We start from the raw sequence: 18,883 nt of genomic DNA, 5'->3' as shown, positions 1-18,883 counted from the left end.
TGATCGACGCTCAGGGATTCGGGTGCCAGAGCAGCAACAATGCTGCGACTTCAAGGAAGAAGGGTAACGACAGACTATGACGTACTTAGATAAGCATACCGGGGGCATAGAATGTCGATAGGGAAACGAAATCCGCAACGCGCATTAGCATTATACTGCGCTTTAATTTATAGCCTGATGCCGATATTTACAGCATCAGCCACGGCACCTGTCATGCCGTTAGACTCATCCTCAGCGCTGCCTATGAGTGGTACGACAATGTCGGTCGCACAAAGCCGCTCACAGTTATTATCAGTGCTGCCTAAAACGGTGACACCTTTCTATGCTTCTGAGTTGGCATTGCTTTATGCCGCCAACCGTATGCAGCCGATGTGGCAGGATAGAACTGCGGTGCAGCATTTTCAGCAGCAATTAGCCGAAGTGGCACTCTCCGGTCTCCAGCCGCAATTTATGCAGTGGGTAAAATGGCTGAGTGACCCTGACATTACCGGCCAAGCTCGCGATGTTATTTTGTCAGATGCCATGCTGGGATACTTGCACTTTATCTCAGGTGTTGGCGCTAACGGTAGTGTCTGGTTATACAGCAATGTGCCATACAAAATGGCGATGCCGCCGGTTACTATTTTAAATCGTTGGCAGCAAGCGGTGCATGAAGGTACCACCGCACCCTATCTGGCGTCGCTGGCCCCCCAACATCCTCAATACGACAAAATGCATCAGGCATTGAAACTGATGCTGGCAGACCGCCAGCCATGGCCACAGATGTCTAATGGCCCCAGCCTGCGCCCAGGCCAGTTAAGTGACGATATTCCAGCGCTACGAGAAATCCTGGACAGAACGGGCATGCTACACCCCATTGCATCAGAACCGGCCAAAGCCCCAGAGGTTATCCCGGTGGATAATCCAGCAGTAGCCGTGGTCAATGATGATCTCTCGGTTGATGAAGAAAAGAGCCGTGCTCAGGCTCACAGTTTAGTGGTTAGCCCTTCAGCGGCACCCGTGGCCGACGTTCCTGTTACCGGTGGGGTTGTAGCGTCGCCATCAGCGCTGCTCACCACAACTATAACCGACAATGTTTATACGCCAGAGTTGGTGGCAGCCGTTAAACGTTTTCAACAGTGGCATGGGCTAAGTGATGATGGTGTTATTGGTGTCCGAACTCGTGAATGGTTGAATGTCTCACCACAAACGCGGGCAACATTATTGGCATTGAATATTCAGCGTTTGCGTATTTTACCGGGACACGTCGATAACGGCATTATGGTTAACATTCCAAACTATTCGCTTAATTATTATAAGAATGGTGCTGAGGTCCTCTCATCTCGGGTGATTGTTGGCCGTCCAAGCCGCAAGACACCGTTGATGAGCAGTGCGTTAAATAATGTGGTGGTCAATCCGCCGTGGAATGTACCAACGTCTCTGGTGCGCCAGGATATCGTACCCAAAGCACGCTATGATGCTGGCTATTTCCAGCGTCATGGTTATACCGTTTTGTCTGGTTGGAGTAATGAGGCTGAAGTTGTTGATCCATCGATGATCGATTGGAGCATGATTTCACCTAATAACTTCCCGTACCGTCTGCGTCAGGCACCAGGTGCCAGCAATTCATTAGGGCGCTTCAAATTCAATATGCCAAGCTCTGATGCTATCTACTTACATGACACGCCGAACCATGGTCTGTTCCAGAAAGATATCCGTGCATTAAGTTCCGGCTGTGTCCGCGTCAATAAAGCCTCGGATCTGGCAAATATGTTATTGCAAGATGCTGGCTGGAATGATGCGCGGGTTTCCTCAACGTTAAAACAAGGCGATACCACCTACGTGAATATTCGCCAACGTGTCCCGGTGCAATTGTATTACCTGACAGCATGGGTGGCGGATGACGGTAGGCCACAATTTAGAACAGATATTTACAATTATGATAAGACGGTGAGATCCGGTGCACAAATCTCACCTCAGGCTGAACTTTTAATGCAATAAATGCAGTAAAACTCAATAACTAATGGTCTTAATATCGGGTTGTCATAGGGGGCCCCAAATTGGGGTTCTCTATAACCGAACTTAAACGCACAGCGAGTGCGGGCCGAATGCGGGTTGACTGGTTTTCCGTAGGCGGTTATGGTTCGGGACGGCACATTTGGTTAGTGCTTTCTTTTGACATTCTTGCCGGGTATTAACAGAGATCATGGATAAAATTGATAATTATCGCCGTAAATGGCTAACGTTAGGCGGGGCAGCGCTGGGTATATCGCTGCTTCCAGGGCAGGCATTCGCCACCCTTTCTACTCCTCGCCCACGGATCTTGACCCTGAATAACCTCAATACAGGCGAGTCCATAAAAGCCGAATTTTTTGATGGTCGGGGCTATAACAAAGATGAACTTTCCCGCTTAAACCATCTCTTTCGCGATTATCGGGCCAATAAGGTAAAAACTATCGACCCACGCCTGTTTGATCAACTATACCGCCTGCAAGGGCTTCTTGGCACAACTAAACCGGTGCAGCTTATTTCCGGTTACCGCTCACTTGATACCAATAATGAACTGCGCGAACGCAGCCGTGGTGTGGCCAAACACAGTTTCCACACGCAAGGGCGGGCAATGGATTTTCATATTGAAGGTATTCAATTGAGTAATATCCGCAAAGCAGCATTAAAAATGCGTGCAGGTGGTGTAGGATATTACCCTCGCAGTAACTTTGTACATATTGATACTGGGCCGACAAGAACCTGGTAGCAGACATTTTTATGCCAATGCATTGAATCATACCTAACAGATTTCAAATTGTAGGGCGGTGGCAAGCAAGTGCCAAATCGGTCAGAGTGGGTTTGAACAGCACTTATGCCAGCCACAGGGCGAGCCTCAAGATTCAGGTTCGCTAATCTCGATAAACTGATGCTATCAGTGATTCGGGTAAACGACCGCAGCCCATACAGATGTATGGTTGAAAGATGATAGGTATATTGCCAGTTGCATTTGGGGTGGAGTTTTATGAAATATCAAATTATTCCGGTGACGGCCTTTAGCCAGAACTGCACCTTAATCTGGTGTGAAGCCACAAAGCAGGCCGCATTGGTGGACCCTGGTGGTGACGCAGCCAAGATCATTGCTGAAGTTGCACGTCAGGGGGTAACGGTCAGCCAGATTTTGTTGACTCACGGCCATCTGGATCATGTGGGTGCTGCTGCTGAGTTAGCCGCTCATTTTGATATCCCGATTTATGGCCCTGAAAAAGAAGATACGTTCTGGTTAGAAGGGCTACCGGCACAGAGCAGAATGTTTGGTTTGAGCGAATGTGAAGCTTTTACCCCAACCCGTTGGTTGACCGAGGGTGACAAAATCACTGTTGGTGAAGTGGAGTTATCGGTATTGCATTGCCCTGGGCATACGCCAGGTCACATTGTCTTCATTGACCAACAGGGGCGTCTGGCACTGGTCGGTGATGTTATCTTTAACGGTGGTGTTGGACGTAGTGATTTCCCACGCGGTGATCACCAACAACTGATTAACTCCATTCGGACTAAATTGTTGCCTTTAGGTGATGACATAACGTTTATTCCCGGTCATGGCCCAATGTCTACGTTAGGCCATGAACGGCAGACTAACCCGTTTATACGTGAAGAACCGGCTATTTGGTGATGTCGACATCATAAACAGCTAGAATTTCAAAGAAGGCACCGTCAGGTGTCTTTTTACGTTATATTGAATAAGTGATTTACATATTTTGTGAAGCAATAGTTATTTATCTATTGGTGCTGTGATCATAATGATGATAGCGGTCGGTGCTTATATTATCTTTGCGAGATGGATAAAGCCTGACCAACAAACAGTCGTCACGTTAATTGACCCGGCACTGTTTCTGCTGCCGTTTTGAGTTCGTAATATTACGAGCGCCTTTCAATGGAAGCCACTATGCCGTTTCGTCGTTTCAGACTGAATAAATTCCTGTCCCGGCTAAGTTTTTCTTGCATGGTATTATTCTTATTTCTGTTGTTAGGGGCGGCAGTGATTTATGCGCAAACCAAAGCCAATATGCATCAGGATGCTGAAGCTAAGTTATTACAAGGTAGGGCTCGATTCGAGCAGATATTTAATAATTTGCAGCATGCGGCGCTTCAGGTAGAAACCGGATTAGGTAAACCTTGCATGCAAGTTGTTCAAAACCTGCGGGATCAAGTTGTCATTATACCGGATGTGCGTTCAGTCTCTTTAGCTAAGGGGACGACTATCTATTGTTCCTCGATATATGGCCCACTTTCCACGCCGTTTGATCTAGATGTGTTCGTTGATGGTCAACTGGAGCTAATGCAGGGTAATGATGTCACTCCAGATCGTGCTTTGATGGTGTATCGGCTGGCGCGAGGTGATTACAGCATACTGGTTGCGGTCGATGGCTATTATCTGCGCAGCATCCTTAACTTATTAAGTGGTGATATACAATTGTATTTGAGGGTGGGTGATAAATGGATGGATGCGGTGGGTATGGTACATCCAGGCCACCCCCCCGAGGGAAGCGAACCGTTATATCTGGCCTCAGACAAGTTTGCTTATTCATTAAATACGGCGCTCTCTAACCAGCAATATTTGGCCTATGCCTGGCAATATAATCAAGGTAGCCTGATATTTTTCATCTTAATGAGCATCGGTTCAGCCGCGCTGGTTTTCTGGTTATCGGGTAGGGCGGCATCACCCACGCAGGTATTAAAACAGGCGTTAGAAAACAACGAGTTTGTTGCTTATATGCAGCCGATAGTATCAGGCAAAGAGCAATGCTGGGTGGGTTGTGAAGTTCTAATGCGTTGGCAGCATCCTGTTAATGGTTTAATTCAGCCAAATAAATTTATTCCGATGGCCGAGGACAGTGAACTTATTGTTCCGATGACTCGCGCTATCATGCAGCAAGTTAGTACCACTTTTGCACCTTACGTAAATCAGTTACCGGAAGGTTTTCACTTTGGTTTTAATATCAGTGCTAACCATTGCCGTGATCTGAGTCTGGTAGATGATTGCCGCCGTTTTATTCAGGCCTTTGGTGGTAATAAAATCAATATCACGTTGGAATTAACCGAACGGAAATTAATCGTTGCCGATGAGATTACCGACCGATTATTTGCCGAGTTGCATGCTTTGGGGGTATTTATTGCTATCGACGATTTTGGTACCGGACATTCAAGTCTGACTTATTTACAGAACTTTAAAGTGGATTTTTTGAAAATTGACCAAAGTTTTGTTGGCATGATTGGTTCCGATGCATTGTCGAGCCACATTGTCGGGAATGTTATCGATCTCGCTACCCGACTAGGGTTGCAGACCATTGCAGAGGGAGTCGAAAACGACACTCAAATGCGCTATTTACAGGCCCATAACGTCGACTATCTGCAAGGCTATATGTATGGGCGTCCTATGCCGATGAGCGAATTTGCCAAATATATGTTCCATTAAGACTCATATTCTGACATTTGAAACAAAATAAAAAGGGTGAATATGCACCCTTTTTACGGTAAGTCATTGATGCTTAATCACAGCACAGCAACGATAGCTTCACACAGCGGAGCCATGTTATCAGGTGTCATACCTGCAACGTTTACCCGGCCAGAGTTGACAGCATAAACAGCAAACTCACTGCGCAGGCGCAGAACCTGTTCTTTGGTCAGGCCACTGAATGAAAACATCCCATTCTGGTTAATGATAAAGCTGAAGTCCTGCTTCGCACCTTTTTCCTGCAATGTATTCACAAACAACTGACGCATACGATGAATGCGCTGGCGCATATCGGTCAGTTCTTGTTCCCAAATGGCGCGTAATGTCGCGTTGCTCAGGATGGTGGCAACCACTGACGCACCATGGGCTGGTGGGTTGGAATAGTTAGCACGGATAACGGCTTTAACCTGGCTGAAGACGATATCGGCCACGTCGCTGCTAGCGGCAACAATGGTGCAAGCCCCGACACGCTCATTATACAAACCAAAGTTTTTCGAATAAGAGCTACAAACGATCAGTTCCTGATGTTTGGCAGCGAAAATACGCAGCCCCTGAGCATCTTCCTCCAAACCTTTGGCAAAACCTTGGTAGGCGAAGTCAAACAGTGGCAGCCAACCTTTGGCGACTGACAGCTCAGCTAATTGGCTCCATTGGGCTTCGGTTGGGTCGATACCGGTAGGGTTATGGCAGCAGCCATGGAATAGCACTACGTCGCCAGCCTGAGCTTCTGAGAGGCTTTTTAATAGCCCATCGAAGTCCAGTGAATGGTTCGCAGCGTCATAATAGGCATACTCAACCACTTCAAGCCCTGCAGCGGCGAAGATATTTTTATGGTTCGGCCAGGTAGGGTTACTGACCCAGACACGTTTAGCGCTGGTCTGATGGGCGATAAAATCAGCAGCAATACGTAACCCGCCGGTACCACCTGGGGTTTGAGCGGTACGCGCACGCTTATCGGCAATAATAGCGCTGTCGGCACCGAACAACAGTTCTTGTGTACAACTGGCGAAAACCGGCAGGCCATCAATACCCAGATAGTTTTTAGTAACTTCGTTTTCCAGCAAATACTGCTCAGCTTTCTTCACGCTGGTCAGCACCGGTGTTTTACCGGTTTCGTCTTTGTAGACACCAATCCCCAGATTGATTTTATGAGGGCGGTCATCCGCGCGGAAAATATCGGTCAGGCCCAGAATCGGGTCAGCAGGTGCAGCAGTGATTTTTTCAAACATGTCAGAGGCTTCCATGGCTTAGCGTTAAGCAAACAGAACTATCAGGGTAGCGCCAGTTGCAGTCTTTGCCAACCGTTTGCGATAAAAAGAAATGAATGTTGTGAGGCGGGGGAATTCAGGGTGAAAAATCGGCAAAATAGCGTATTCGACAGCGTAATATCCCTCTATTGGCTAAGGATAAAAACAAAAAGACAGAGCCGAAGCCCTGTCTTTTTTAACTTATGTCAGCAGATAAACTGCGTGATTAAGTTTAACTTAGAACTGGTATACCAAGCCAACACCAACAACGTCATCAGTGTTCAGCTTGTTAGTACGAGTGAACTCGTTTTCGTCCAACAGGTTGATTTTGTAATCAACATAGGTAGACATGTTTTTGTTGAAGTAGTAGTAAGAACCTACAGAAACATATTTCAACAGATCTTGGTTATCGCCATTCGCGTTAAGATCTTTCCCTTTAGACTGAACGTAGCCTAAAGATGGACGCAGACCGAAGTCGAACTGGTATTGTGCAGTGATTTCAATATCACGAGTTTTGTTAGCAATAGTGTTGCTAAAATCACCGTATGGAGTCAGGTTCTGAGTTTCAGCATACATTACAGCCAAGTATACGTTGTTAGCGTCGTATTTAGCACCAACGTTCCATGCCTGAGCTTTATCGCCTTCAGCAGTACTGAATGCTTTTTGCTCGTTAGTGCGGTTTGCAGAAGAGAAACCAGCACCAAAGTTCACACCGTAACCGATATCATAAGTTGAAGAGATACCGAAACCGTCGCCATTCTGATCTTTCAGGTTAGCACCAGTGTAAACACCGGTAACTGGGTCAATAGAACCAGCACGGTCATTCTGGTTTTTGCCTTGATATTGCAGAGCAAAATTCAGGCCATCAACCAGACCGAAGAAGTTGGTGTTACGATAAGTAGCCAGACCAGTAGAACGACCAGTCATGTAGTTATCAGAGTTAGAGATAGAGTCGCCACCGAACACAGGCAGCATGTCAGTCCATGCGTTAACGTCATAGATTACGCCGTAGTTACGGCCGTAGTCCAATGAACCGAACTGATCAAATTTCAGACCAGCAAAGCCCAGACGGGTTTTGTTGCCTTTGTCGCCTTGAGATTCAGCGTGGTTAGCCTGAACGTTGTATTCCCACTGGCCGTAACCGGTCAGTTGGTTAGTAATTTGGGTTTCACCTTTGAAGCCGAAACGAACATAAGTTTCGTCGCCGTCTTGTCCAGCGTTGTCAGAGAACTGGTGACGCGCGTCAACTTTACCGTACAGATCAAGTTTGTTGCCGTCTTTGTTGTAGATTTCTGCTGCATTAGCTGCGCCAGCTACTAACAATGCTGGGATTACTACTGCAAGAATATTGCGCTTCATCATTATTATTACCCTCATTGGTGTTATTCGGACACCTGCCACTGCCGCCAATAATTTTTTTGGAACTATTGTTGAGAGTTTGGTGTCGTCTGTGTCTGAACGCAGTGTTCCATTCACAGACCTGATAATCCACACCGAAAATGCTACCAATTGCCTGAATGTGTTTCATTGAGATACTATGTGTTACTAAATGTAAATATCAGGGAACTTTGTGACTTAGATCGAACTTTAAAAAATGACAAAAGCCAGCAGAGCTGGCTTTTATTTATACAAATAAACATTTTTTTCGAAATGACGAACTTAGAAGCTGGCATTTCTCGGTGTGCGTGGGAATGGGATGACATCCCGAACGTTTTGGACCCCTGTTACATAGGAGATCAATCGCTCAAATCCAAGGCCAAATCCTGAATGCGGTACCGTACCGTAGCGACGCAGATCACGATACCACCAATAATCTTCTTTATTGAGGCCCATCTCTTCCAGACGTGCGTCCAACACATCTAAGCGCTCTTCACGTTGTGAACCCCCGATGATTTCACCAATTCCCGGCGCTAATACATCCATCGCTGCAACGGTTTTGCCATCTTCGTTCATCCGCATATAGAAAGCTTTAATGTCTTTCGGGTAGTTTTTAACCACTACCGGTGCCTTAAAGTGTTTCTCAGCCAAATAACGCTCATGTTCAGAAGACAAATCTATGCCCCATGACACGTCATTTTCAAATTTCTGGCCCGATGCCAGCAAAATCTCGATAGCGTCGGTGTAATCAACCTGAGCAAAATCAGAGGTGACAAAACGTTGTAGGCGATCTACCGCATCTTTATCTACCCGCTCAGCAAAGAACTTCATGTCATCAGCACGTTCATTGAGCACCGCCTGGAAAACATATTTCAGCATTTTCTCGGCCAATGCGGCGACGTCATCTAAAGAAGCAAATGCGACTTCAGGTTCAACCATCCAGAATTCCGCCAAATGACGGCTGGTGTTGGAGTTTTCTGCCCGGAAAGTGGGGCCGAAAGTGTAAACTTTGGACAATGCACTGGCGTAGGTTTCTCCATTCAACTGACCGGATACCGTCAGGAATGCTTCTTTACCGAAGAAATCCTCGCTGAAATCGACAGCTCCAGTATCAGTGCGTGGCAAGTTTTCCAGATCCAGCGTCGACACGCGGAACATTTCACCAGCACCTTCGGTATCTGAAGCGGTGATCAGTGGGGTAGAAACCCAGAAGTAACCATTTTCATCGAAGAAACGGTGAATTGCCTGCGCTAAGGTATGGCGGACACGGGCAACAGCACCAATCAGGTTTGTACGTGGGCGTAAGTGAGCCACTTCGCGCAAGTATTCGATGCTGTGACGTTTTGCCGCCATCGGATAGGTATCGGGATCATCAACCCAGCCGACCACTTTGATAGCAGTTGCCTGAATTTCAAAGCTCTGGCCTTCACCTGGTGATGCCACCACTGTTCCAGTGACTTCTACTGAGCAGCCGGTAGTCAGATGCAGTACTTCATCCTGATAATTAGGCAAAGCATTATTCACGACGGCCTGTAACGGGTCAAAGCAGGAACCGTCATAAACGGCAACGAAGGAGATACCCGCTTTAGAATCTCTCCGGGTACGCACCCAACCGCGTACGGTGACTTCACTGTCAACCGCAGCACGGCCTTGCAGTACGTCGACTACAGGCACTACGCTCATAGATTTCTCTCTTTAATAGTTTTGATATAGAAATAGTTAACAACCCAACCAAATGGGGATGTTGCTATGTTACTTGCGGCAGTGCAGGACACAAGTAGAAATCACCAGATCAGTGCAACATTTCTGTCGTTATCCTTAATAAAGGCGGCACAAATCAGAGCTGGGTTTAATTGGGAAGTGGTTGTGAGGGGAAAACGGCTAAGTGAAGTGGCTCGCCGGGTTATATTAACACCCCGACGAACCCTCATTATGCAGGCCGATACTAACTGGCCTTTTTGACTAACGGCAGGGCGAATGCTTCGCGTAACTCATCAACAAAAGCCGGGTCCTGACAGATAGTTTTACCCGGACTATCCGAGAGTTTTGCGACCGGCTTGTTGTTGCATTCAACCAGTTTAATGACAATATTGAGCGGTTTAACGCCGGGAATATCACAAGTTAAACGGGTACCGATACCGAATACTAATTTAATTCGTTGATAGAAATGGCGATAGAGTGACAACGCTTTTTCCAGATCTAAATTATCTGAAAACACCAATGTTTTACTCATTGGGTCAATACCCAGTTTTTCATAATGGGCGATAGCTTTTTCACCCCATTCTACCGGGTCACCTGAGTCATGGCGCAATCCTTGATAGCGATTGGCGAATGTCTCATCAAAATCGCGCAAGAAGGCATCCATGGTAATACAGTCAGTCAGTGCGACACCAAGTTGATTTGGGTACTCATCTAACCAGACTTGTAGTGCCACGCGCTGACTATTGGCCAGTATCGGACTTATCTGCTGATGAGCCTGGAACCATTCATGGGCTTGAGTACCGACCGGAGCTAATGCCAGGTTGCGGGCTAAATCATAGTTGCTGGTACCTACAATATAGGGGAACTCATCTTTTAAGCTGCTGACAATAGCATGCTGTATATCGCGTGAGAAACGGCGACGGGAGCCAAAATCCATTAGCTTGAAATGACTAATATCGATATCCGCGCTGAGAATCTTAAACTGCTGAAGTTTGTTGCGCAGTTGTGTGACGGCCTCGGCTGTTGTGACACCGACTGACCGGCGCCGATGAACGATTTCACTGATCACTGCCAGCAAAGGGACTTCCCATAAAATCGTTTCGCACCATAAACCGGCAATCCGAATATCTAATTTACCGTCATTATTGGATACGGTGACCTGCTCAGGATTAAAACGAAAATCCCGCAACCAATTGAGGTAATCATCTTGAAAGAAGGGTAACCCCGAGAGGTAGGTAAACTCATCATCGGTTAACGCTAATTGTTTCATTAGCGCTATCTGATGGCGGATTTCATCGGCATATTCGCCCAGCAACTCATCACCACGGCAGCGGAATTCAGCGGCAACGGTAATATGGCGATAGCGATGGAACACGGCTTGTTGCATATGGAGCTTATAAGCATCCGTATCAAGCAGTGAAGTCAAAATCGGTGAGGCGTCTTGGGTCATGGCGCTATACAGCATCCTCGTAGGAGCATTTTCCGCAGTCAGCATATACCCTTGGTACTTGAAGTTGTCAGGGCTGCTTCGTTCACTCACCCGAATTACCTACTTATGTAAGCTCATCGTGATGCGTTCACTGGCCGCCGACCGGCAACACCAATTACTTTGGACATAATCTATAAAGTCGCAGGAGTATACCGGTATTATCCTGTTATTGAAGCCTCATCACACCATAAATGCTAATCACAGGTCTAGGATTAAACGTGCCATTATCAGTGAAACGGCTATTTTCTTTAGTGGTGTTGGCCCTTAAGGTCAGATTTTTAGCTGTTTAAGCGAATAAAGGATAAATTAACTTATAAAATATAGGGTTATTAAATTGCACTACTGAGCAACAAAAGGTAAATCTTTGTTTCCTGTTGGTTATCAGAGGTCACCTTGGCGGCCTGGTGCGGGTATTTCCCCATCATTGAGATATCACAATCAACGCAGAGCAATGTGGGGAAATAGCAAACATCATATTATATGTTTAGACATCGACTTAGATAAGTGCGATCAGGGAAGATGGCCGTAGGGTAGCCCCGAACCCGCTTGATTGCGGATATGGTCGATGAATTCTTGGCTAAGCGCTACAACATCATAGGCATAGGGTGGGATCCTGCCGATATCAGCGTCAAACCCACAATTGTTGAGTTCAGCAAGGCTATGGTTAAAAGTCGAGCCGTCATCATTAACTTTATCGCCGCCATTAAACGCCTTCATTACCCGATATTCAGCCGTAAGGTCATTAACCAAAAATATATTTTTCTCTGATAAAATACTGGACTGATAACCCAAGCCATAGCTGTATTCGTAGGGATATATAGGATCTGATTTATCTTGCTCAAATAAATTATTATAGAGATGTATGCTGGCGAAACGAACTCGCGGAGTGCGCTGGATTATCCGCGTAAAGTAATTATTAAAGAATATAACGTGCATGGTTCCTGCATCTTGCTCAGCATGACTATCGCTATGACCAATCAAAATAGTTTTGTCATGTAATTCAAAACGGCAGTGAGAAACCGTGACATAGTCAGAGCCGCGTTTAATATCTAACGCGCCATCATGCTGAACAAACTTCCAGCCATCCTTCTCGGTGTATTGATCAATCGTAAAACGGCCATCACTAAACGTGACATGGTCTACCCAGACATGGTGTGAATTAATGATATTTAAACCATCCCATTCAGCATTCCACCCATCACCTTCTTCAAACTGGGGATCGACATCTACTGGGTTCTCAATAAAGGTCTGAATCTATGTTCAATCTTATTAATGTATGAAGACCAATGTGCATGATGTCGGGTTCCGTGCTGATGGTATTGGCATATTCTGCTGTCAGAAATGACGATACCGAGCAAATCAACGGGTATTTTGTTCACCAAATGCAAGCAGGAAAATGAGCTGCGAGGCGGCTCGAAAAAAGCACATTCAATGCGTTATTTGCCGTAATAGCACTCGCTCTCACCTAGGTTTTTTTTACAATTGTGATACATTGAAAAGCTATCTGAGTCTGAGGCCAATGGGCTGACAGCAATGTTCTGGTTGCCGTGATACTGGCCTTATACGACTATTAATACAGACCTGATAATCATATTCACTGATGACGTCAAAAGGGTTCCTATGACACAACAGCCGCAAGCTAAATACCGTCACGATTATAAATCGCCGGATTACACCATTACCGATATCGATTTGGACTTCGCACTGGATGCGCAAAAAACGACGGTAACGGCGGTCAGTAAAGTAAAACGTCAGGTAGCAGATGTGACGCCGTTGATTCTAAATGGTGAGGATCTCACGCTCGTCAGTATCAGTGTTGATGGGCAAGTTTGGCCTCATTATCAGCTACAGGATAACTCGCTGGTCATTGAGCAATTACCAGCACATTTCACACTGACAATCGTCAATGATATTCATCCTGCGACCAACAGTGCACTTGAGGGATTATATCTTTCCGGTGACGCGCTGTGCACCCAGTGTGAAGCCGAAGGTTTCCGCCATATTACTTACTATTTAGACCGTCCTGATGTTTTGGCCCGTTTTACGACCCGCATCGTGGCTGACAAATCTCGTTATCCTTATTTGCTTTCCAATGGTAACCCTGTGGGGCAGGGTACACTGGAAGATGGTCGTCATTGGGTAAAATGGCAAGATCCATTCCCTAAGCCTTGTTATCTGTTTGCTCTGGTTGCCGGTGATTTTGATGTTTTGCGCGATAAGTTCATTACCCGCTCCGGGCGTGAAGTCGCATTGGAGCTTTTTGTTGACCGCGGTAATTTAGATCGCGCCGACTGGGCGATGACGTCGTTGAAGAACTCCATGAAATGGGATGAGACTCGTTTTGGTCTGGAATACGATCTCGACATCTATATGATTGTCGCGGTTGATTTCTTCAATATGGGTGCGATGGAAAATAAAGGCCTGAATGTATTCAACTCTAAATATGTTCTGGCAAAAGCTGAAACAGCAACAGATAAAGATTATCTGAACATTGAAGCGGTTATCGGACATGAATATTTTCATAATTGGACAGGTAATCGAGTCACGTGCCGTGATTGGTTCCAGTTAAGCCTGAAAGAGGGCTTGACGGTATTCCGTGATCAAGAGTTCAGCTCTGATTTAGGTTCACGTTCAGTTAATCGAATTGAGAACGTACGCGTAATGCGTGCCGCACAGTTTGCCGAAGATGCCAGCCCAATGGCCCATGCCATTCGACCAGACAAAGTTATCGAGATGAACAACTTTTACACCCTTACCGTGTATGAGAAGGGTTCAGAAGTTATCCGCATGATGCATACCCTACTGGGTGAACAACAATTCCAGGCCGGTATGCAGCTCTATTTTGAACGCCATGATGGTAGTGCCGCAACGTGCGATGATTTTGTACAAGCAATGGAAGATGCATCGAATGTCGATCTCTCTTTATTCCGTCGCTGGTATAGCCAGTCCGGCACTCCGATTCTGACCATCCGTGATGACTATGATGCTGAGAAGCAGCAGTACCATCTGCACGTCAGCCAGAAAACCTTACCAACCGCTGACCAGCCAGAAAAACTGCCACTGCATATTCCATTAGATATTGAACTATATGACAGTAACGGAAATGTGATTGCGCTACAGAAAAACGGCTTGCCGGTCCATCATGTCCTGAATGTGACCGAGTCTGAGCAGACATTTACCTTTGATAATGTTGAACATACGCCGATCCCCTCTTTGCTGCGCGAATTCTCCGCTCCAGTCAAACTGGATTATACCTACAGTGATCAGCAGCTCACTTTCCTGATGCAGCATGCGCGTAATGAATTCTCTCGTTGGGATGCTGCCCAGAGCTTGCTGGCAACCTATATCAAACTTAATGTTGCCAAGTATCAGCAGAAACAGCCGCTGAGTTTACCCACTCACGTTGCGGATGCTTTCCGGGCAGTATTACTCGATGAAAATCTTGATCCGGCTCTGGCAGCGCAGATCTTGACCTTACCGTCAGAAAATGAAATAGCAGAGCTGTTTACTACCATTGATCCGCTGGCGATCAGTGCGGTTCATGAGGCTATTACTCGTTGTTTGGCTCAGGCATTGTCTGATGAACTGTTAGCCGTATATGTTGCGAATATGACACCTGTGTATCGTATTGAACACAGTGATATTGCCAAGCGTGCATTGCGTAATACCTGCCTGAATTATCTGGCTTTTGCTGATGAAGACTTTGCTAACAAGTTGGTCTCGTCACAATACCACCAGGCGGATAATATGACTGATTCGCTGGCCGCATTGGCGGCGGCAGTCGCTGCACAATTACCTTGCCGTGATGAGTTGCTTACAGCCTTCGATATGCGTTGGAATCATGATGGTTTGGTTATGGATAAATGGTTTGCACTGCAAGCGACGAGTCCGGCGGCTGATGTTTTGACACAGGTACGGGCTTTGCTTAAGCATCCGGCATTCAGTTTGAGCAATCCAAATCGCACTCGTGCGTTAGTCGGTAGTTTTGCTTCGGGTAATCCGGCGGCATTCCATGCCAGCGATGGCAGTGGTTATCAATTCCTGGTCGAAATTCTCAGTGATTTGAATACCCGTAACCCGCAGGTGGCTGCACGGCTGATTGAGCCGTTGATTCGCTTGAAACGTTATGATGCTGGCCGTCAGGCTCTGATGCGCCAGGCGCTGGAGCAACTTAAAACGCTAGATAATCTGTCCGGTGATTTATACGAGAAGATAACTAAAGCACTGGCCGCATAATGGCTAAATCAGCCAATAGCGCTGCCCACTAACGTTACCTTCACAGCACAGAGGGCAGCAATGCCCTCTTTTTTATGGTTCTTGACCTACAAATAGTTAACATCTTGTTATCAATATAGTTAAACAAAGAGATTCTTTGCGTGGCTTTACTGAGCAATCGTTTACTTTCCTGATAGATAAATTTACCATTCCCGCGTCTATCCATAGGTTGAAAGCCGGTCAGGAGATCACATGTACTACCCACTCGTCAAAAAAGCACTATTTCAGCTTGATCCAGAACGTGCCCATGAATTCACTTTCCGGCAGTTAAAACGTGTTACTGGCACACCACTCGAATTCCTGGTTCGCCAGTCGGTACCAACCAAACCAGTGAGCTGTATGGGATTGTCATTCAAAAATCCATTAGGTTTGGCGGCGGGGCTGGATAAAGACGGTGAATGTATTGATGCTCTGGGCGCGATGGGGTTCGGTTTTATCGAAGTGGGTACGGTGACACCCCGGCCACAGTCAGGTAATGATAAGCCAAGGTTGTTTAGGATCGTTGAGGCTGAAGGCTTGATCAACCGGATGGGATTTAATAATCACGGAGTTGATAACTTAATTGAAAATGTCAAAAAATCACATTTTGGCGGAATATTAGGTATTAATATCGGGAAAAATAAAGACACCCCGGTAGAGCAAGGTAAAGAAGATTACTTGATTTGTATGGATAAAATTTATCCTTACGCGGGATATATTGCGATTAATATCTCCTCACCTAATACCCCAGGGTTACGATCTTTGCAGTATGGTGAAGCGTTAGATGATTTGTTGGCAGCAATTAAAAATAAACAAACTGAATTACATCAGCGCCATCATAAATATGTTCCTGTGGCAGTAAAGATCGCGCCGGATCTTACCGAGGAAGAGTTGATCCAAATAGCTGACAGTTTAGTTCGCCATAATATAGATGGCGTTATTGCCACTAATACAACGTTAGATCGCTCTCTCATTCAGGGATTAAATTATTGCGAACAAGCCGGTGGTTTAAGTGGCCGACCATTACAATTACGTAGCACGGAAGTCATTCGTCGCTTATCGCAAGAACTGCAAGGGCGTCTGCCAATTATCGGGGTAGGTGGAATTGATTCGGTTACTGCCGCTCGCGAAAAAATGGCGGCAGGTGCTTCATTGATTCAAATTTATTCCGGCTTTATCTTCCGTGGGCCTGGTTTGATTAAGAATATCATCACTCATATCTAATTATTTAACTTCATTACTGGCCGGGGGGTTTATTTCTTCCTCCGGCTCGTCTATATTTTACTCCGGTAGATTAAATATACAGCGAAAGCCCTATACCTAAATAATGTGAGTTGCAGGTAAGCGGTAATCGAATAACAAAGTGGTCGTGAACTGATTTGAACGCGGCTTATAGTGGTCTCGTAGCGGCGAACTTCATGGATGGGCTGAGTAACGAGAGCCGCCAACGCACATGCTGTTTGAAGTATGATGCGGTTATATGAAATTAATCCCATTTGATGGGCGAAGAACTCAGTTATTGAGTCAATGATGTTAGCAGCATGGCGGGAAGGAAAAATATGCGAATTAAACCAGATGATAAATGGCGTTGGTATTTTGATACCGAACACGACCGACTGATGTTGGATTTAGCTAATGGTATGATATTTCGCTCGCGTTTCCCGTCTAAAATGCTAACCCCAGATGCTTTCGATGAATCCGCATTCTGTGTCGACGATGCCGCACTCTATTTTGAATTCGAAGATCAATGTCGCCAAATTAAATTGAGCCATGAACAACGTTCAGAATTGGTGTTAAATGCATTGGTCGCATTTCGTTTCCTAAAACCACTAATGCCCAAAAGTTGGTATTTTGTACAATATCCTAAAGCGCTGATGCCAAAAAATGGTGAGTTGGCGTTAGTTAAAGTATTGGATAGTGGTGAAGATGTTCGCTTGTTAGTGGTTGAGTCGGGTGATTCGGCAAGTTTGTGTTTATTAGCACAATCACAAGTGGTATTAGCTGGACGGCAGATGGTATTAGGTGATGCCATTAAGATAATGAATGACCGTTTGTTGCCACTTATCATTGCAGAGGTTTATACCGCCCCAGCTTTCGACCGAGCGGTATAATTCCCCTTCATACCGCAGTAAAGTGGTTAGCTGCGTGCAGAGAGTAAGTTTATCGGGATTATCTTATTTACCGCTGAGGGTAATATCCCCTGTGGGAATACAGCTACAACAAAGAATAGTTCCGTCATTGCCAATGGCACTCTGTTTTAAAGGCGCAACATCGCCATTCACTAATGTAATTCTACAGCTACCACATATCCCAGCCCGGCATGAATAAGGAATGCGGATATTTTGTTGTTCCAATTGTTCCAGCAATACCTGCTGATTATTGCCATTAAAGCGAATGCCGTTATATTCAATCGATACCGCTTTGGATTGCTCAAGTGGTGCCGCCAGGCTTTCAACTATGGCACCTGCACTGTATGGCCGTGGTGGTTTGGTTGACAGAATTTCTACTTCATCGCCTATCCGAATAATACCGCTGTTCCTGGCCACCATATTCTGGCCAAAATCGATATCGCCATTTTCCGCAGTTCGGAATGTCTGTAGTGTTCGTAATGGCTCACCGGCGGGGTGTTTCCGCCCGCGTTCTACGCTGACGGTGGTTAATACACAACGGCTGCATGGCTTAACCAAATCAAAGGTGATATCTCCAACGCGAATCACCTGCCAACTGTCTTCGGCAAATGCACTGGCACCGGTTACGACTAAATTCGGGCGAAACTGTTCTAATTTAATACTGCCAGGGCAGCGTTGCTGTAGTTCTTTAAATGATGCTTCGTTAATGAGCAGATAAGGGAAGCCATCAGCAAAAGACAGTGGAATCTCTGGCATCGGTTTCACCCTGCGGGTTAACTGGGCACCGAGCCAGCGTAATTGCACTTCACGCTGAAAATAGCCACTGAGCCAGTTATTGATGGTCTCAGGGGCAATTAGCGCCGTAAAATGATTTCCCCAGACTTCCGTTGGTTCAGCATTGGCTAAAAAATCATTAAAGCGGATACTGGCACTCTCGCCATCGGGCGCCGTGAGATATAAACCGTCCGGCATTAATGCCGGGGTGAACAACACCATCTGCGGATTTTGGCGCGCAGTAATAAAAGTGCCATCCGGTTCGGTAATCATAAATACGCGGTCAAAGGCCAGCCCACTGCTGCTGACTTGAGCATGAGAAAGCTGCAAGCCGCGCATGGATTTCACCGGATGAACGTAGAGTCGGGAGAGGGTAATCACCATTGCCTCCGTGCGAGTATTAAATAAGAAGGAGCAACTTTATGACAAGCTG

The 18,883-nt window shown here is 46.1% G+C and carries 13 protein-coding genes; 7 read left to right on the top strand and 6 right to left on the bottom strand.

Going from position 1 to position 18,883, the window contains the following annotated elements:
* The first annotated feature begins 111 nt into the window (after positions 1 to 111).
* The 4 genes from ldtD to Q2T71_RS12795 all read left to right on the top strand — a co-directional run bounded on the left by ldtD (position 112) and on the right by Q2T71_RS12795 (position 5,440).
* Positions 112 to 1,980, top strand: coding sequence for a L,D-transpeptidase (gene ldtD / locus Q2T71_RS12810; RefSeq protein WP_372559326.1), 1,869 nt, complete (start codon positions 112 to 114; stop codon positions 1,978 to 1,980).
* 205 nt (positions 1,981 to 2,185) lie between these two features.
* A complete protein-coding gene (locus tag Q2T71_RS12805) occupies positions 2,186 to 2,734 on the top strand; it encodes a YcbK family protein (protein ID WP_083158449.1) in 549 nt (182 codons plus the stop codon).
* A 255-nt stretch (positions 2,735 to 2,989) separates the two neighbouring features.
* A complete protein-coding gene (locus tag Q2T71_RS12800; RefSeq protein ID WP_372559325.1) occupies positions 2,990 to 3,637 on the top strand; it encodes an MBL fold metallo-hydrolase in 648 nt (215 codons plus the stop codon).
* A 273-nt stretch (positions 3,638 to 3,910) separates the two neighbouring features.
* Entirely contained in the window at positions 3,911 to 5,440 is a 1,530-nt protein-coding gene (locus Q2T71_RS12795; protein WP_372559324.1) for an EAL domain-containing protein, read from the top strand.
* A gap of 77 nt (positions 5,441 to 5,517) precedes the next feature.
* On the opposite strand, the gene Q2T71_RS12790 is transcribed toward Q2T71_RS12795, so the two are convergent.
* From Q2T71_RS12790 to Q2T71_RS12770, 5 genes are all read right to left on the bottom strand, one after another.
* Positions 5,518 to 6,708 (bottom strand): amino acid aminotransferase, encoded by a 1,191-nt coding sequence (locus Q2T71_RS12790; protein ID WP_372559323.1) that lies wholly within the window; start codon positions 6,706 to 6,708, stop codon positions 5,518 to 5,520.
* A gap of 255 nt (positions 6,709 to 6,963) precedes the next feature.
* The gene (gene ompF, locus Q2T71_RS12785) at positions 6,964 to 8,085 is read right to left on the bottom strand and encodes a porin OmpF (protein WP_372559920.1); all 1,122 of its coding nucleotides are present in this window, start codon (positions 8,083 to 8,085) and stop codon (positions 6,964 to 6,966) included.
* Between the two features lie 300 nt (positions 8,086 to 8,385).
* Positions 8,386 to 9,786: an asparagine--tRNA ligase gene (gene asnS / locus Q2T71_RS12780; protein WP_083158454.1), complete on the bottom strand. Its 1,401-nt coding sequence runs from the start codon at positions 9,784 to 9,786 to the stop codon at positions 8,386 to 8,388.
* Between the two features lie 262 nt (positions 9,787 to 10,048).
* Positions 10,049 to 11,254 carry a nicotinate phosphoribosyltransferase gene (gene pncB / locus Q2T71_RS12775; RefSeq protein WP_372559919.1) on the bottom strand — a complete coding sequence of 402 codons (1,206 nt, stop codon included), beginning with the start codon at positions 11,252 to 11,254 and terminating at the stop codon, positions 10,049 to 10,051.
* 549 nt (positions 11,255 to 11,803) lie between these two features.
* A complete protein-coding gene (locus tag Q2T71_RS12770) occupies positions 11,804 to 12,535 on the bottom strand; it encodes a hypothetical protein (RefSeq protein WP_372559918.1) in 732 nt (243 codons plus the stop codon).
* A 378-nt stretch (positions 12,536 to 12,913) separates the two neighbouring features.
* Between Q2T71_RS12770 and pepN the strand changes: the two genes are divergently transcribed.
* The 3 genes from pepN (at position 12,914) to Q2T71_RS12755 (ending at position 17,658) form a co-directional block, all read left to right on the top strand.
* Positions 12,914 to 15,529 carry an aminopeptidase N gene (gene pepN, locus Q2T71_RS12765; RefSeq protein WP_372559322.1) on the top strand — a complete coding sequence of 872 codons (2,616 nt, stop codon included), beginning with the start codon at positions 12,914 to 12,916 and terminating at the stop codon, positions 15,527 to 15,529.
* 231 nt (positions 15,530 to 15,760) lie between these two features.
* Entirely contained in the window at positions 15,761 to 16,771 is a 1,011-nt protein-coding gene (gene pyrD / locus Q2T71_RS12760) for a quinone-dependent dihydroorotate dehydrogenase (RefSeq protein ID WP_005184626.1), read from the top strand.
* A gap of 335 nt (positions 16,772 to 17,106) precedes the next feature.
* On the top strand, positions 17,107 to 17,658 hold the full coding sequence (locus Q2T71_RS12755) for a cell division protein ZapC (RefSeq protein ID WP_083158459.1): 552 nt from the start codon (positions 17,107 to 17,109) through the stop codon (positions 17,656 to 17,658).
* 63 nt (positions 17,659 to 17,721) lie between these two features.
* Here the strand turns inward: Q2T71_RS12755 and Q2T71_RS12750 are convergent, their stop codons facing one another.
* Entirely contained in the window at positions 17,722 to 18,834 is a 1,113-nt protein-coding gene (locus Q2T71_RS12750) for a YcbX family protein (RefSeq protein ID WP_372559321.1), read from the bottom strand.
* Positions 18,835 to 18,883: the final 49 nt, after the last annotated feature.

It is taken from the genome of Yersinia sp. 1652 StPb PI, from assembly GCF_041538345.1.
Classification (GTDB): domain Bacteria; phylum Pseudomonadota; class Gammaproteobacteria; order Enterobacterales; family Enterobacteriaceae; genus Yersinia; species Yersinia enterocolitica_E.
Note: the sequence above shows the minus strand (reverse complement) of the source record. Positions and strands in the feature narration are given on the sequence as shown.

Bases quoted from the DNA above. Each gene is read 5' to 3' on its own strand.
- ldtD (WP_372559326.1), top strand. From the start codon at position 112: ATGTCGATAGGGAAACGAAATCCGCAACGCGCATTAGCATTATACTGC.
- Q2T71_RS12805 (WP_083158449.1), top strand. From the start codon at position 2,186: ATGGATAAAATTGATAATTATCGCCGTAAATGGCTAACGTTAGGCGGG.
- Q2T71_RS12800 (WP_372559325.1), top strand. From the start codon at position 2,990: ATGAAATATCAAATTATTCCGGTGACGGCCTTTAGCCAGAACTGCACC.
- Q2T71_RS12795 (WP_372559324.1), top strand. From the start codon at position 3,911: ATGCCGTTTCGTCGTTTCAGACTGAATAAATTCCTGTCCCGGCTAAGT.
- Q2T71_RS12790 (WP_372559323.1), bottom strand. From the start codon at position 6,708: ATGTTTGAAAAAATCACTGCTGCACCTGCTGACCCGATTCTGGGCCTG.
- ompF (WP_372559920.1), bottom strand. From the start codon at position 8,085: ATGAAGCGCAATATTCTTGCAGTAGTAATCCCAGCATTGTTAGTAGCT.
- asnS (WP_083158454.1), bottom strand. From the start codon at position 9,786: ATGAGCGTAGTGCCTGTAGTCGACGTACTGCAAGGCCGTGCTGCGGTT.
- pncB (WP_372559919.1), bottom strand. From the start codon at position 11,254: ATGACCCAAGACGCCTCACCGATTTTGACTTCACTGCTTGATACGGAT.
- pepN (WP_372559322.1), top strand. From the start codon at position 12,914: ATGACACAACAGCCGCAAGCTAAATACCGTCACGATTATAAATCGCCG.
- pyrD (WP_005184626.1), top strand. From the start codon at position 15,761: ATGTACTACCCACTCGTCAAAAAAGCACTATTTCAGCTTGATCCAGAA.
- Q2T71_RS12755 (WP_083158459.1), top strand. From the start codon at position 17,107: ATGCGAATTAAACCAGATGATAAATGGCGTTGGTATTTTGATACCGAA.
- Q2T71_RS12750 (WP_372559321.1), bottom strand. From the start codon at position 18,834: ATGGTGATTACCCTCTCCCGACTCTACGTTCATCCGGTGAAATCCATG.